The organism is Methanosarcina baltica, assembly GCF_055394095.1.
Genome location: NZ_AP042463.1, coordinates 3,565,540 through 3,580,166 on the forward strand (window position 1 = coordinate 3,565,540; position 14,627 = coordinate 3,580,166).

Sequence of the window (14,627 nt, forward strand, 5' to 3'; positions counted from 1 at the left end):
GCCGGAAAACCAAAAACCCTGGAAAACTAAAAAAAAGAAAAAGATGGGCCCGCCGCGATTCGAACACGAGTCAATGGGTATCTTCGTAAACCACAATAATAAATGCAGTTACTTCGAAGCCCATTAGGATATCCTGGCTACCCTACGAGCCCTCATGTAGAAGTACTGATAGGAAGTTCTGGTATTAAAGTATTCTCGTTGGGGAAGTGAAAAACCGGAAGCCGGGCATGTGAAATTATTAACATGCACAACGGAATTTTTATAGATATGAAATGAAAAAAAAATAGAGAAAAATAACAATATCAAATTATATATAATTAAATGATGCTATAGATATATTATTACAGGATTAAACTAATTTATAGAATTCATATAATTGAATAAAGAAGTAATAAACCGAAACATATACTCGTCAATTACCCCCCCTAAAACCTTCGTCTGAGGACTCAGGTATTTGCTTATTGCCTTGCATTTAGATGCAAAAATTCAGAATTTTAAAGCTGGATGAGTATAATCACAACAGCATTTAATAAAAAATCACATTGTAAAACATGGAATATTTTAATCCGCTTGTGTGAGCAACGCTATAAAACCGGATACAGTATAATTAAGATTTGACACAGGGAAGTTATAAAAAATGGAACGGGTTTCAACAGGCATAGAAGAACTGGACACAAAATTAAGCGGCGGATACCCGGGGAACAGGGTAATACTGATAACGGGCGTTGCCGGATCCGGAAAAACCATTTTCGGGATTCACTTCCTCTACCAGGCCTGCCAGGAAGGCAAAAAATGCGTATTAATCGCAACGGAAGAAACCCCGGAAGACATCCTTTACCAGGCCCAGATGCTCGGGCATGACCTCGGACCTTATTATGAAAACGGGCAACTCCTCATTGAACGGGTCTTTGAAAGCCGCACGGAAAAGATAGAGGAGACCCGGTATGGCTTCAAAGCCGAAGGCCTTGAGATCGAATTACCTTACCTTGCGGACTTCGTCCCTGAGGGTACGGACTGCGTTGTTGTCGATAACATAGGGGTGTTCACCATCCGCCTTTCGACCAAAAAACTCAGGGATGAATTTGACGGCCTGAGCCATATTTTGACAAAAAAAGGATGTACGGCCCTTTATATAATGGACGAGGCATCTTACAACATGACGAACCAGCTTGCAGAGTATTCGGTCTACGGCTCAATCCGGCTCCTGGTAAAAGAAAATTCCTATCTCGGAAAAATGGAACGCTACCTCTACATCCCAAAAATGCGTAGCACACCGGTATCTCCCTACACAAGCGTTTTTGAAATAACTTCCAAAGGAATAAAAATCGATGAATCCGGGAATTCTGAAATAATCGGATAAAACTTTTTTGGAAAACGTCCCAATAGCAAAAACGTTTCTATCTTGAAATAGCAGAGGACTCCTTCCTCGATGTTTCTAATTGTAAATTAGAAACTCCTGTTAAACCTATGGTTTAACACGACAGCCAAAGGCTAACAGGTGGGGGTAATTCACCGTTTGATCTTTTAAAAAAATATCGTGGGTTTGGGAAAACTATGAAGGAAGTCAGTATGGAAAAAAAAATAACTCCAAAAGTTCTGATCGTTGATGACCTGCCACAAAACGCGGAACTGATAGAGGCATTCCTCGAAACAGAACCCTACGAGTTGACCATGGCCTTTAACGGAAAAGAAGCCCTCCGAAAAGTGAAGGATGAAGACCCCGATATCGTCCTGCTTGACGTCATGATGCCTGAAATAGACGGCTTTGAAGTTTGCAGAATTCTTAAAAACGATATAAAAACCCAGTTAATTCCGGTACTTATGCTCACGGCCCTTAAGGAACGTGAAGACTGGATTAAGGGCATCGATGCCGGAGCTGACGATTTTTTAACAAAGCCTATAAATGGTATGGAACTCAGGACCCGCGTAAAATCCCTCCTGCGGGTAAAATGCCTGCAAGACAGGCTTGTGGCCGAAAAAAACGCCCTTGCGGTCCAGAATAAAATCCGGAGAATTCTGACGGCAATACTTCCGACCCTGCTCCAGCCCCTTCACCCCGAACAGAAAAAGATCGTAATCAACCAGATGACAGGTATGGTTGAAAAAGCCGTCCTTGAAATGTACCAGCTTGATGAAAAAGAACTGGACCTCCCCGAAGCCGGAAAAATCTGTGCGGACATAATGAACCAGCTCGGAGGAAGTTTCACAGCCGAGGAAAACGAAGAAGGATACAGGCTAATCGGCACCTTCTGCCCCTGGGGCACGGAAGAAGCCAGGAGAAACCCGATCCTCTGCACCCTGACCAGGAAAATTATATCAAGTGTGGCCTCGAAACTGCCTGGAAAATGGGGAATCGAAACCGTTTCAACAATTGGAAACCGAAACGAGTGCTGTGATTTCAGAATTAAAAGACTCTAATTTTAAAAACCCGGAACAGTGTTGGACCCGAAGATCTATACAATTATATATTATAATTGATATGTATAGAAGTAAGACATATATATAATATTTATAAATATATTTTTAAAATAGGTCTTGATTAATGGAAAACTACGAGGCCAGGGCCCAAAACCTCGAGGAAGCTTTGCTTTCGGTTGACAGGCTCGAAGCGCAAAACCTGATAAGCAGGGAACTGGAAACCTGCACTCCTTTTGAGATTATTGAACAAATAATAGCTCCGGCCCTGGAAAATCTCGGGAAGAAATGGGAAAACGGAGAAATAGCCCTTTCCCAGGAATACATGGCAGGCAAAATTTCCGAAGAACTTGTGGAAAAACTCCTCCCCAAAAACTCCCCCGCAAGAATAACCAGTCCCGGACTTGGAATAACGACCCTTGGAGATTACCACCTGTTGGGGAAACGCATGATATCTTCATTTCTCGTATCTATTCAGGGTAAGGGTGGCACATTTTCAATCGCCGCATGAAGTGAACTTATAGTAGGTATATTATTCTTTATTAGTGTAGATATGTATCCCCTAATTCTAAAGAAAACATCTGCTCCATGGGGTTTCCTAAAATCTCCCGATATTTTTTGCTGAACTGTTATCATTCTGAGATCTCTTTCTGCTTGGTTGTTACTGAAAGGAACTCTTAGATCCGTAGCAAACCTCAAGATTTCTTTTTCATACTTTGAAAGTCTATCAAGGAGATTTTTTGCATCGCTCTGCGCTTTTCTTCCTCTTTTAACCCCATTGTCTTTCGAGATTTCAGGTGGAGGATTGTCCTCAAATCCTTTCATTAGTATTGACTGATACTTTTCTTTAAAGGTCTTGAGCGTATCTTCATCTATTTGTATGCCCTGTTTTCTGGCAAAGTCTGCGCATTTTTTAATTTCATATAGGAGATCAGACATCTCCTCAGCCCACACTTGCTTGAATATGTTATAAATGTCTTTAAGTTCTCTTTGAATGTGGACATTACATGCCGCATGTTCACATTTGTATTTAAAATAGGGTTTCCAGAAATCGTGGACTATAATTCCTCTATATTTAGGCAACACTCCCATTTTATTCATTGCTTTTGATCCTCGACTCCTATTATGGAAATAGTATGTATATTTTTTTGTAGAGATTAAATGGCAGTATTCCCCTTGACCACCAACGTCGATTCCAGTTTCATCACCATGGATGACATTTTCTTTTATCAGTTGCTTCTTGATGTGGTTTGTAGCACCTTTCAACTTGTGAAATAACTTATTTTCTGCCCTAATTATTGTACCAACGCTTATATCAAATCCAAAGGCATCTTTAAATAATTTCTTGATTCGGTCATAGGGAATCAATTGGTAGTTTCGGAGGTAAATTGCAATTGTTAAAACCATATTGCCATATTGGACAGGTTTTGTAATTGATTTCGGAAAAGCAGCTTTGTTTTTGCGGTTACAATAAGGACATTTTTTGATCTCAGCACGATGTTCGGTCACTTTACGCCTTACAATTATTTCAAATTCTTGTCTCTTCTCGTAATTTATAACTTCAATCTTCTCAATGTTACAACCACAATGTTCACATTTATGTAGCTTATAAATGATTGTTTTATCAGGATTTTTAATCATCCTTAATGTAGAACCAGGATGCCCTTTTTGGCCGCCAGGACGTCTAAAACTTCCTTTTTGTGAACCTTTTGATTGAGGTATTTTATCAGTAGAATTGTTAGTAGAGGGAAGTCGATTTCTTTTTTGGTTTTGGTTATTCTTTTTTAGGCGAGATTCTAACTCATTAAGTCTTTCTCGAAGTTCGGTGTTTTCGGATTCAAGATTTTCATATCGAGATTCAAGCTCTTCGTGTCGAGATCCAAGATCTTCATACCGAGATTCAAGCTCTTCGTGTCGAGATCCAAGATCTTCATACCGAGATCCAAGATCTTCATACCGAGATCCAAGATCTTCATACCGAGACTCAAGATCCTCAATATATGAAACAATGGATTCAGGGTCTGAACGGCATTGAGTAAGAATCTCTTCACATTTCATAAACCTCATTCCAAAATCCGATGATTTTTATATTAATCTATATGAAAAAAGTAATTGTTGAGTTTATACGAAATATAAGTTAGAAACAGAGGTAGCTGAATAGATACCATTTCTCTGCGCTGCAGGCTTCAATTTGCTAGATTTTGGATCCGTAGAACCCGAAAAACTTGTAGAACAGCTCAAAGAAGAGAAAATAGATGTGCTTCTCGTCTCTATCCTCATGCTTAACCTGACCTCGAAGGTTCGAGAACTCAGAGGCCTGCTCGAAAAAGAAGGGATGAAGACGAAAATTATAGTGGGTGGGGCCCCTTTCAAATTTGATCCTTTGCTTTACAAAGATGTCGGAGCCGACGCAATGGTCCCGAATACTTCCGAACTGATTGGCACCATCAAGCAACTGACGGAGGGAAACGTATGAGAAAGGAGATGACTCCTATGGATAGGGTACTTACAACCCTTTCCTTCGAAGAACCCGACTGTGTGCCTTTTTTCCTTTTGCTCACCACCCATGGGGCAAAGGAAACCGGGGTGTCCATCAAAGAGTACTATAGAAGACCCGAATACGTCGCAGAGGCCCAGCTTAAAATGCAAAAACGTTACGGGCACGACTGCCTGAACTCCTTTTATTATGCCGCTCTGGAACTTGAGGCCTGGGGAGGAGAAGCCATATTTTACGAAGACGGACCTGCAAATGCCGGAAGGCCCGTAATTAGCAATTTTGAGGAAATCGAAACCCTGGAAGCCCCAACGGTTGGTGACTCCCCCGAACTCCGGATGGTCCTGAAGACCACGGAAATGCTAAAAGAAAAAGCAGGAGAGGAAATTCCCATCATCGGGGTTGTTATGTCTCCTTTTTCCCTGCCTGTCATGCAACTTGGTTTTGCCCCCTATCTTGACCTTATATACGAGGCACCTGAAAGTTTCAAAAAACTGATGGAAGTAAACGAAAGCTTCTGCGTGGAATGGGCAAACGCCCAGCTCGAAGCGGGAGCTGCGGCAATCTGCTACTTTGACCCGCTCGCCTCAAGCACGATAATCCCCAGAGAAATCTACCTGAAAACAGGTTTCGAGATCTCAAAACGCACCCATTCCCGGATAAAAGGACCCACCACCACCCACCTGGCTTCCGGCCGCTGCCTGCCAGTCCTTTCCGACCTTGCAAAAACCGGGACCTCGATGGTGGGCGTAAGTGCCTTTGAAGACCTCGGGGAAATCAGGGAAACCTGCGGGAAGCAGCTGGCAGTCCTCGGAAATCTGAACGCTATTGAAATGTGCAGGTGGACGCCGGCCGAAGCTGAAGCTTCTGTCAGAGAGGCTATAGAAAAAGCGGCTGAAGGCGGGGGTTACATCCTCTCGGACAATCACGGTGAAATCCCCTGGCAGGTCCCGGAAACTGTGCTTATGCAGATCTCAAAAGCTGTCCGGAAATGGGGAACCTATCCGTCAACTACCCCTCCCTAAAATCTTAGCCTTCAGGCTAAGATTTTAGAGTAAGGGGCTTGTTTCGGCAAGTCCCTGGTTGACCAGATCGCCAGTAAGGAGCTTTGTAATACTGGCAGCCGATACGAAAGAATATTATAGTTACCCTGGAATACCGCCTCAGTTTCAGGCTCTAAGGATGCTGGTTAAACAGTCCTGAGAGGTAGGGACAGTGCTTGCATCATACAAACCTTTCAGTATCAGATCGAGAGGAAGTCGGATTTGGTGGGTTGACTCCATAGCCCCCAATACGCATAACTCCAAAAAATGGAGGTGAACTCTATGTTAGTTTACATTAAAAACCAGAACGGAAAACCACTAATGCCCTATAAACCTTCAAAGGCCAGAAAACTTTTGAGGGAAGGTAAGGCAAAGGTTTTGAGAACTACGCCATTTACGATTAAACTGCTTTTCGGAAGTAGTGGGTACACTCAGCCCGTGATAGCAGGCATAGACTCAGGCTCGAAAGTTGTTGGCTGTGCGGCCATTGCTAACGGAAAAGTACTCTATCAATCAGAAGTTCAATTAAGGCAAGATGTTTCTAAAAAGATGGATCAAAGGAGAATGTACCGAAGAAACCGTAGAGGCCGGAAAACAAGGTACAGGCCCGCAAGGTTCAATAATAGGGCAGCTTCGAGGAAAGAAGGAAGGCTTGCGCCTTCAATCAGGAGTAAGTTGGAATCTCACATCAGAGAAAAGAACTTTGTGGAATCCATCTTACCGGTTACGAAGTGGAAGGTCGAAACGGCTTCCTTTGACATTCACAAAATAACGAATCCGGAAGTTTCAGGTATTGAGTATCAGGAAGGTCCACTGAAGGATTTCTACAACGCCAGGGCTTTCGTACTGGACCGGGACGGGTACACATGCCAGCACTGCAAAGGTAAATCAAAGGATAAGCATTTACAGTGTCACCACATTATTTTCAGGACAAATGGAGGCCCCGATACTCCAGAGAACCTTATTACTTTATGCCGAACCTGCCACCAGGCCCTCCATGCCGGAGAGTTTGAGTTAAAGAAAAAGCAATCAAAAACCAAACATGCAACCGACATGGGAATTATCAAAAGCCAGCTTAAAAAGTCAGACTGGGAGTTTGAGGAAACTTTTGGTTTTGAGACCAAGTTCAAAAGAGAACAGTTTTTAAAACTTCCAAAAACCCACTATAATGATGCTGTTGCTATCTGCTGCGAGGATGGGAAAACGGTAAAGTTGGATAATACGGTTTACTACAAAAAACACATCCCTGCAGGCGATTACCAGCAAACAAGGGGTAAGCGATCAGAGAAAAAAATTCCTACTGGAAAAGTGTTTGGCCTTAGGAAGTTCGATCTTGTAATAACAGAAAAAGGGACCGGTTTTATCAGGGGCAAAAGATCAACTGGATATTTCACGTTGTGTGATATTTTCGGTAACATGATAACTACAAGTGTCAATATTAAGAAAAACTGCATCAGATTAAGAGCAAGCACATTGGTCATCGGTTAAGGAATTTTCTTGCCTGATAGCTATCGATTTTGTACCAGAAGCCTGCCTTAAATTTGGCCTCTCTGCATGAAATCGATACCTTGTTCCAGTCCACAATACATTGAAACTTATGATAACTGTTGAAGAAATGGAAGCAATTTGTCACGATTCTTCACTTAACCGAAGACGCATGAGAGCAAGCAGTACAACTTTAATTCAGGCTGTGAATGTTTGAACGCATTCCTCCCCCACCTGCCAGTTCCGCCAAAGCCGGAACTGTCGAGGATGGGGACCCCCCTGCTGCCTGAGCTGAAAAGAGGTTTTTGTATGAGGGAAAAACTCTGTCTTATTGTGCCGGAAACTCTCCGGACAGAAACGGAAACTGTGCTTGAAGAACTTGAAGTTGAGAAAAAATTGGGAGAGCGGACTCCAGGGCTCCGGACCTTTCCCGGAAACTATCCCAAATGGGAAACCCTGTTTAAACTGCTGGAGGAGGAAAACGGTAAAACGTATATGGAATACCTCCTGCTCTGCGGTGGAAAAGAGCTTAAAATCCCCGGAGAATACGAAGAACGGGTCCAGGCACACTGTTTTGAACATTTGGCCGGAGCATTTCTTGGCCCCTCTGCCTTAAGAAAAAAACTTCGAGATGGGACCTGTCTGCTGCTTCCCGGTATGCTCAATGCCCTTCTGGAGGACAGAAAAAGAAACGTGGAAACGGCGGAGACAAAAGAAATTCTTGAGGCTCCGGCCGTCCTGCTGGTGGATACGGGACTGGACCCGGAGATAGAAAGAAAAGTAAAGGCCTTTTCCGCCACTTTCGGAGTTTCCTGCGGAAGGAAAGAGGCCGACCTCGACTTTTACAGGCTCTTCCTCAAAAACCTGATCATTTCCCGAAAGCATGAAAAACTCGAACAGAGAGAAAGAAAGGCAGCCGAAAAAAGCGCTTTTTATGCCATGGCTTTTGAAATGCTCAGGGAACTGATGCATACGGAAAATGAGATAAAAGCTATAGAAGGCATCACTGAAATCTTTAAGATGCTCTTTGCCCCTGGAAAGCTTGTTTATTTTTCCGTAAAAGACGGAAAGATCGGGAAACCGGGGGAAGTCCACGGATATAGAGGAAAGGAGACTCCGGAAAGAGGGGCTGAAAAAAAGACTGAAAGAGAAACTGAAAGAGAAAAGGAAGTGGAAACGGAGACAGAGAGTAAAACTCTGGAAGTGCCCGAAACCGCTTTTCTGGAATCAGAAGCCAACTACCTTATAGAAAAAGCAGGTTTTGCCCTGAAACTCCGAAATAACGGGGAAACCCTCGGAATAATAGAGCTCCGGGAAATTCTTTATCCTCAATACATCAAGCAGTACCTGAGCCTTGCCCTGGACATTGCCACGGTCTGCGGGCTTGTCATTTCCAATTCCCGCCGCTATTCTGAAATAAAGAGTTCCAGAAAAGTACTGGCACAGTATGCGGATGTCCTCAAGGTCATAAACAGGACTCTGAGGCATGACATAAATAATCAATTGAACATGATCAGCATGGCCCTGGAACTCTACATGGAAAAGCCCAATGAAAAGTACATCCCAATGGCCCTTAAAGCGGTTAACCGGGGAGCGGAAATAATTCAGCAGATGGGAGAACTCGAAAACCTGGTCTCAAAGGGGAGTGAACTGAATCCCTGCAATATAAAAGAGGTTGCTGAGGAGCTTTTGAGAAATTACTCTATCCGGACCCGGGTAGAAGGTGGCTGCCGGGCCCTTGCGGACGAGGCCTTCCCCTCCGTCCTCGACAATATAATAAGGAATGCCATAACCCACGGGAAAAGCGAACAGATAGACGTCTTTATTAAGGGAGAAGAAAAGCACTGCGTAATCCGCATTGCAGACTACGGGATAGGCATCCCTGATGAGGTAAAAACAAAAATCTTTGAGGAAGGGTTCAAATATGGGGATACCGGGAACACTGGCCTCGGGCTCTACATCGTAAAAAAAGTAATTTACCGCTACGGAGGGAGTATTTCCGTAGAGGATAACCAGCCCCGGGGAACAGTTTTTGTTATAAAATTGCAATGTGCCAGACAGGATGACGCCTGAAATCGGAGATTTTAGGAGGGATAGTTGACAGCTTGGAACCTTACCGGATTCCGCTGACTATTTTTATTCCTGCCTGAGTAAGGATATAGAGGGAGTATCTGATCGGCACCGGTTTGTTGCGCATTTTCTGGATGTAGAGATACTGTTTGGTCCTGCCGGCACTGAGGTTTTCTTTTACGATAAATTTCATGGTACCGAAAACCATGGAACCCGGAAGCCCATTGGTGAGGGCATAGGAGTCGTCGTCCATGATAAAAAGGCTTGTACAGTCGCTTTTCAGGAGGAGAATGCTGATGGAACTGAATTTATCCGCAAATTCCCTTGCATCGTGGTCAATGGCCATCATTCCAATGTTGTCGATGATAACCACATCAGCCCCGCCTGCGGTAGAGCTTATGTACTCGAGTATATCCATGTCCACGGAACAGAGGCCTTTTCCAAAGCGTGCGGAACTTTTGATTTTATTGATCTTGTCTTCGAATATGTTCTTGATAAGGAGTTGTCCGGAATTCATGAAAGGCCCGAGGTCCATCCCAAGCTCTTTTGACTGGAGGAGCACGTCATCCGTAAGTTCCCTGGTCAGGATAAGGACGCATTTTTTGCCGTTCTCACAGCTCCTGTGCAGGAAATGAAGCCCGAGAATGGTCTTTCCGGAACCGGGAGGGCCCGTTACCAGAATGCTTTTTCCTTTAGGATACCCCCCGTCGATCAGGACGTCCAGTTCTTCTATGCCAGTTGATAAACTTTCCATTTTTTAATTCTCCTTATTAAAGGTGTTTTTTATTTGCCGTGCGTTCATGTAATACATTATTTATATAATATTTACTATATTTAAGATGTATGAAATTTGACCAGTTTTCACTCAATATATTTTTTCTTAAACTCTGAGACCTGTTTCCTGCTCCCCACAACCGCTATAGTATCTCTTTCTTTGATAAGGGTCTTTTTGGAAATCCTGGTCATAACAAGCCCACCCCGCTCTATCCCGATTATGGTGCAGCCGATTGAATTTTCAAGGTTCAAATATTCTACTGAGCGGCTCGCGAGAGGGGAGCCTTTTTCAACGTGGTGTTTTTCGATTTCGATGCCCTCGTAGAGCATGATATCTTCATCGATTGTACAGCTTTTCCCCACGCAGCTTGCAGTCATTTTGGCCAGCATCTGCCCTGCTACTATTGAGAGGGAACCCACGTAATCGGCCCCGGCTCTGTAGATCTTGTCAATGGACTTTACGGAATTGGCCCTGGCAACGATGGTGGACTCAGGGTTCAGGCTTCTTGCTATAAGGGTTGAAAAAATGACGTTCGTGTCATCGTTCAGGACCACAAAAATAAAAGACGCTGTCTTCACGCCTGCGGCAATGAGCACGTCCTCGTCCGCCCCGTTGCCTACTATGTGCTCGAAGTCCACGGATTCGAAAACTTTTTCGTTTGAGTCAACGACAACAAAACGGAAAGTCCCGTTTTTGAGCACCTTGACAACGCTTTTCCCGACATCTCCGTATCCGAGTACAATCAGATGTCCTTTTGCATTCATTTTTTCACCATAACTTGATTAACTTTTAGTCTATGAAATTATATAGTCGTTTCTTCGAACATTTCTTTGTTTTTAACTATATTTTTCAAAACCGACCGACAAGCTCTGAAAAACTGAAAAAATATATTTGGCCGGTCTTGGCGAAAAGCCTTTTGAGTCGCCTGGCCTGGGTTTTTGAGCCGGATATTTTTGGTTTACCGGGACAGGGTTAATTGCTGAGGAGAGGAAAAAACGGGCCCTCAACGACTGAAAAGTGATCTTTTTGAGTATGATGCAATACGGATTCAAACCACGGAACACACGGAACACACGGAAAAAAGAATGACGTGAGACATCATTTAAGGTTGTTCTGGCTGAAGTTGAGAAGCGAACTGATAAAAATACCGGCCTGCGGAGTTGAAGGGCCGGAAACCTCAAAAAACTGAAAAAATATATTTGGCCGGTCTTGGCGAAAAGCCTTTTGAGTCGCCTGGCCCGGGTTTGTGAGCCGGATCTTTTTGTTTTGGCGGGACAGGGCTGATCTGAATATAGGAAAAACGGGCCCTCAACGCCCATCAGGGCGGCCCTTCTCAAGAATGATGCGAAACGGATGCACACTTTTACGCTGCTGTTTTTTGAGAGGAAAAGAAATTTCAGCACCCAACGCAGGGTTTCTGTGAAGTCAAGTTTTTTATGTGTGTCATCACGAAAAGGCCGCTCGCTGATGCGACCGGTGAGAGCGCCGTCTTCTATTCTTGAAATCATGAACGATTACCGGGAATTGGGGTTGATTCGAAAAAGTGAAGCCCTGGTCGAAGTGGAGAAGAGGACATATCAAAACTGGCCCATGGCGTTGAAAACCCGGAAAGCTCGAAAAACAGGGAAAATATATTTTGCCGGTTTTGGCGAAAAGCTTTTTGAGTCGCCTGGCCCGGGTTTCTGAACGGTTCAAGATATATTATTCCGGCCGGGTAGGATTGATTGCTGAAGAGAGGAAAAAACGGCCCCTCACCGACTGAAGAGCGATCTTTTTTAAGAATGATGCAAAACGAATTCAAACCACGGAACACACGGAACACACGGAAAAAAATGATAATTTGTGTTATTCCTGACAAAGTTTTTAATTTTTTATTCAGAATGTCAAACCCCTTCTTCGAAGCGTAAAAAACCAGAAGGAAAACGGGTCTGGTCTTCGGCCTCAATACAGACCTGGATAGCTTCCCTAACTCGCTCCATGGCCTGTTCCACAGTTTTTCCCTGTGTATAACAGCCGGAAATGTCCGGTACTGTTGCTATGTACATTCCGTCCTCATCCTGTTTGATCAGGACCGTGTAATTCAAGCTCTTGCCTTCCATTTGTACCATAACATTATTGGGTCAATAAGTATTTAAAACTGATTTGAATAAGGGAATTTAAACCTCTGTTGACAGTTGTGGTTCAGAAAAAAACGGATCCTCAACGCTCATCAGGGCGGCTTTTTTCAAGAATGATGGAAAACGGATGCATACTTTTCCGCCACCGTTTTTTGAGAGGAAATAGAGAGTTCAGTATTCAAGTCCGGGCTTCTGTGATATTTGAAATTTTTTAAAACCGGCGGCAGGGACGAAGGGCCGGAAAGCTCGAGAAAACAGAAAAAATATATTTGGCCGGTCTTGGCGAAAAGCTTTTTGAGTCGCCTGGCCCGGATTTGGGCACTTGATATTTTTGTTTTGGCGGGGCTGGGTTGATCTGAATCTAGGAAAAAAGGGTCCTCAAACCTGAAAGAGCGGCCTTTTTCTAGAAGGTTGTAAAATATATGCATACTTTCCCGGCAGTGTTTTTAGTAGAATTCTTAAAATTTTAATCCTGCATTCCGCATTTTTAGGCGCATAAATATCTCTTGATGCCGAATTATGCACTTAAATTTAAGCGTATAATTCTTCTGGCCGTATTTTAAAATCGGTATCTATTGAGAGATCATAGGTTTGTAAAAATGCTTATATGTGCTTAAAAATGGGAACTAATGTGTAATTCTTTCAAAATAATTGATAGATATCTTATTTTTCAAAAGGGAGATGTTTCTACAAGTTTTTTTGTCGAAAGCTGTTTTTCTAATCTTTGTTTCCATAAGTATATTTCTCATGACATAATATAATAATTCATCCATTTTTATAAATACAGATCGTATAATTGATTTTCCTAGTAGTGGACCTATCGAATTCTAATCTGAATAGGAGGAAATCTACTTGAAGATTGGAAAAACCACATTAATTTTTTTAATAATCTTGGCTTTAATAATAACCGTTACACCATCTGAAGCTGTAATTGATGACTCTGTACCTATTCTATTTATATACTCATCTGATAATTCCTCTGCGAGCAGTTTTAAATCCCTCTTAGATTCAAATGGATATTCTACAGTTATGGTTTCCCGGATGTATCTGGATGAAGTTGATTTTACAGAGTATAATTTGATCATCATTGGACCTGATACGGGTTACTGGGATGATTCAGAGTTTGTTTCGGCTATAAAGAGTTCCGAGAAACCCATTATGGGACTTGGAGAAGGTGGATACTCTTTTTTTGGGCAGCTTAACCTTGATACAGGATCTCCTCACGGGTGGCACGGCTATGAGAACAGAATATACGTTGTGGATGACTCTGATATTATTCTTAACACACCAAATTTAATAGAAATAGCAGATGATCAAACAGTTCAGCTTTATACATCCACAGGTCATGTAGGAATCTACCTTCCTTCAATACCATCAGATGTCATCGTCTTGGGAAGAGAACCTGACGACAGTAACCATTATTCTATTACTCTGGAAGAAGATAAGTACCTTCTATGGGGTTTTACGGCCTCCCCCTCGAGTATGACCAGCTCAGGAAAGGATCTATTTGTCAATACATTAAGTTATATGTACTTTCTAGGTGAGATGCTTGAACTAGAGGAAGTGGAACTTGTTTATCCCTACTTTTCCATGACTATTTCTTCTTCTCCTTCTGGAGCTGACATATTTATTGACGACGATTATATGGGTAAAACTCCAAAAACAATCTATATTGAAGATATGGATCCCCACTTAATGTGCCTTAAAATGGAAGATTATGAAAATTACGAAGAAAAATTCCAATTTCAATCTGGGGATGACAAAAAGGAAACAAGTCCTATATTATCCATTAGTAAATTTAAGTTAAAAGTCATTTCCAATCCAAATGGTGCTGACATATTTATCGATGAAGATTATATGGGTAAAACTCCAAAAACAATCTATATTGAAGATACGGATCCCCACTTAATGTGCCTTAAAATGGAAGACTATGAAAAGTGTGAAAATGCTTTTCAATTTTTATCTGGAGACAACGATAAAGAAATAATTCTACATATGTCTCCGGTGGTAGTAGAGGAAGTAGAGGAAGTAGAGGAAGTAGAGGAAGTAGAGGAAGTAGAGGAAGTGGAGGAAGTAGAGGAAGTGGAGGAAATAGAGGAAGTAGAGGAAGCAGAGGAAGTAGAGGAAGAGGAAGAAAATGGTGCTTCTGGCTTTTTGCTAATAACTGCAATTTTAGCGTTTCTCTTTTGGTTTCTGGTTTTAAAAAGAAAGGTATAATAGCTATAAAT

Annotated in this window: 13 protein-coding genes and 1 tRNA gene; 9 read left to right on the plus strand and 5 right to left on the minus strand. The window is 42.6% G+C overall.

What is annotated here, in order from left to right; all coding sequences use genetic code 11:
• Positions 1–44: 44 nt before the first annotated feature.
• Positions 45–152, minus strand: a tRNA-Arg gene (locus tag ACZ5QV_RS15470).
• A 485-nt stretch (positions 153–637) separates the two neighbouring features.
• Between ACZ5QV_RS15470 and ACZ5QV_RS15475 the strand changes: the two genes are divergently transcribed.
• The 3 genes from ACZ5QV_RS15475 to ACZ5QV_RS15485 all read left to right on the plus strand — a co-directional run bounded on the left by ACZ5QV_RS15475 (position 638) and on the right by ACZ5QV_RS15485 (position 2,926).
• Positions 638–1,360 (plus strand): ATPase domain-containing protein, encoded by a 723-nt coding sequence (locus ACZ5QV_RS15475; RefSeq protein WP_464600640.1) that lies wholly within the window; start codon positions 638–640, stop codon positions 1,358–1,360.
• A 209-nt stretch (positions 1,361–1,569) separates the two neighbouring features.
• Complete coding sequence (locus ACZ5QV_RS15480; RefSeq protein ID WP_464600641.1) at positions 1,570–2,418, plus strand: response regulator; 849 nt, start codon at positions 1,570–1,572, stop codon at positions 2,416–2,418.
• Between the two features lie 124 nt (positions 2,419–2,542).
• Positions 2,543–2,926 carry a cobalamin B12-binding domain-containing protein gene (locus ACZ5QV_RS15485; protein WP_464600642.1) on the plus strand — a complete coding sequence of 128 codons (384 nt, stop codon included), beginning with the start codon at positions 2,543–2,545 and terminating at the stop codon, positions 2,924–2,926.
• On the opposite strand, the gene tnpC is transcribed toward ACZ5QV_RS15485, so the two are convergent.
• The gene (gene tnpC, locus ACZ5QV_RS15490; protein WP_464600643.1) at positions 2,890–4,473 is read right to left on the minus strand and encodes an IS66 family transposase; all 1,584 of its coding nucleotides are present in this window, start codon (positions 4,471–4,473) and stop codon (positions 2,890–2,892) included. The two genes, ACZ5QV_RS15485 and tnpC, sit on opposite strands and share 37 nt — an antisense overlap.
• Positions 4,474–4,606: 133 nt before the next feature.
• Between tnpC and ACZ5QV_RS15495 the strand changes: the two genes are divergently transcribed.
• From ACZ5QV_RS15495 to ACZ5QV_RS15510, 4 genes are all read left to right on the plus strand, one after another.
• On the plus strand, positions 4,607–4,891 hold the full coding sequence (locus ACZ5QV_RS15495) for a cobalamin-dependent protein (protein ID WP_464600644.1): 285 nt from the start codon (positions 4,607–4,609) through the stop codon (positions 4,889–4,891).
• 17 nt (positions 4,892–4,908) lie between these two features.
• A complete protein-coding gene (locus ACZ5QV_RS15500) occupies positions 4,909–5,934 on the plus strand; it encodes a uroporphyrinogen decarboxylase family protein (protein WP_464600645.1) in 1,026 nt (341 codons plus the stop codon).
• A gap of 300 nt (positions 5,935–6,234) precedes the next feature.
• Positions 6,235–7,440: an RNA-guided endonuclease IscB gene (iscB, locus tag ACZ5QV_RS15505; protein ID WP_464600646.1), complete on the plus strand. Its 1,206-nt coding sequence runs from the start codon at positions 6,235–6,237 to the stop codon at positions 7,438–7,440.
• Between the two features lie 306 nt (positions 7,441–7,746).
• Positions 7,747–9,510 (plus strand): sensor histidine kinase, encoded by a 1,764-nt coding sequence (locus ACZ5QV_RS15510; protein ID WP_464600647.1) that lies wholly within the window; start codon positions 7,747–7,749, stop codon positions 9,508–9,510.
• Between the two features lie 40 nt (positions 9,511–9,550).
• Here the strand turns inward: ACZ5QV_RS15510 and ACZ5QV_RS15515 are convergent, their stop codons facing one another.
• Positions 9,551–10,261, minus strand: coding sequence for an RAD55 family ATPase (locus tag ACZ5QV_RS15515; RefSeq protein WP_464600648.1), 711 nt, complete (start codon positions 10,259–10,261; stop codon positions 9,551–9,553).
• 107 nt (positions 10,262–10,368) lie between these two features.
• Positions 10,369–11,046, minus strand: a complete 678-nt coding sequence (locus ACZ5QV_RS15520; protein WP_464600649.1) for a potassium channel family protein — start codon at positions 11,044–11,046, stop codon at positions 10,369–10,371.
• Between the two features lie 676 nt (positions 11,047–11,722).
• Between ACZ5QV_RS15520 and ACZ5QV_RS15525 the strand changes: the two genes are divergently transcribed.
• Entirely contained in the window at positions 11,723–11,968 is a 246-nt protein-coding gene (locus ACZ5QV_RS15525) for a hypothetical protein (protein WP_464600650.1), read from the plus strand.
• Positions 11,969–12,165: 197 nt separating this feature from the next.
• On the opposite strand, the gene ACZ5QV_RS15530 is transcribed toward ACZ5QV_RS15525, so the two are convergent.
• Positions 12,166–12,381 carry a type II toxin-antitoxin system HicB family antitoxin gene (locus ACZ5QV_RS15530; protein WP_464600651.1) on the minus strand — a complete coding sequence of 72 codons (216 nt, stop codon included), beginning with the start codon at positions 12,379–12,381 and terminating at the stop codon, positions 12,166–12,168.
• Positions 12,382–13,251: 870 nt separating this feature from the next.
• On the opposite strand from ACZ5QV_RS15530, the gene ACZ5QV_RS15535 reads away from it, so the two are divergent.
• Positions 13,252–14,616: a PEGA domain-containing protein gene (locus ACZ5QV_RS15535; protein WP_464600652.1), complete on the plus strand. Its 1,365-nt coding sequence runs from the start codon at positions 13,252–13,254 to the stop codon at positions 14,614–14,616.
• Positions 14,617–14,627 lie beyond the last annotated feature (11 nt).

Excerpts from the sequence above, each read along its gene's own strand:
- ACZ5QV_RS15530 (WP_464600651.1), bottom strand. The coding sequence starts at position 12,381 with ATGGAAGGCAAGAGCTTGAATTACACGGTCCTGATCAAACAGGATGAG.
- iscB (WP_464600646.1), top strand. The coding sequence starts at position 6,235 with ATGTTAGTTTACATTAAAAACCAGAACGGAAAACCACTAATGCCCTAT.
- ACZ5QV_RS15510 (WP_464600647.1), top strand. The coding sequence starts at position 7,747 with ATGAGGGAAAAACTCTGTCTTATTGTGCCGGAAACTCTCCGGACAGAA.
- ACZ5QV_RS15485 (WP_464600642.1), top strand. The coding sequence starts at position 2,543 with ATGGAAAACTACGAGGCCAGGGCCCAAAACCTCGAGGAAGCTTTGCTT.
- ACZ5QV_RS15500 (WP_464600645.1), top strand. The coding sequence starts at position 4,909 with ATGGATAGGGTACTTACAACCCTTTCCTTCGAAGAACCCGACTGTGTG.
- ACZ5QV_RS15520 (WP_464600649.1), bottom strand. The coding sequence starts at position 11,046 with ATGAATGCAAAAGGACATCTGATTGTACTCGGATACGGAGATGTCGGG.
- ACZ5QV_RS15480 (WP_464600641.1), top strand. The coding sequence starts at position 1,570 with ATGGAAAAAAAAATAACTCCAAAAGTTCTGATCGTTGATGACCTGCCA.
- ACZ5QV_RS15515 (WP_464600648.1), bottom strand. The coding sequence starts at position 10,261 with ATGGAAAGTTTATCAACTGGCATAGAAGAACTGGACGTCCTGATCGAC.
- tnpC (WP_464600643.1), bottom strand. The coding sequence starts at position 4,473 with ATGAAATGTGAAGAGATTCTTACTCAATGCCGTTCAGACCCTGAATCC.
- ACZ5QV_RS15475 (WP_464600640.1), top strand. The coding sequence starts at position 638 with ATGGAACGGGTTTCAACAGGCATAGAAGAACTGGACACAAAATTAAGC.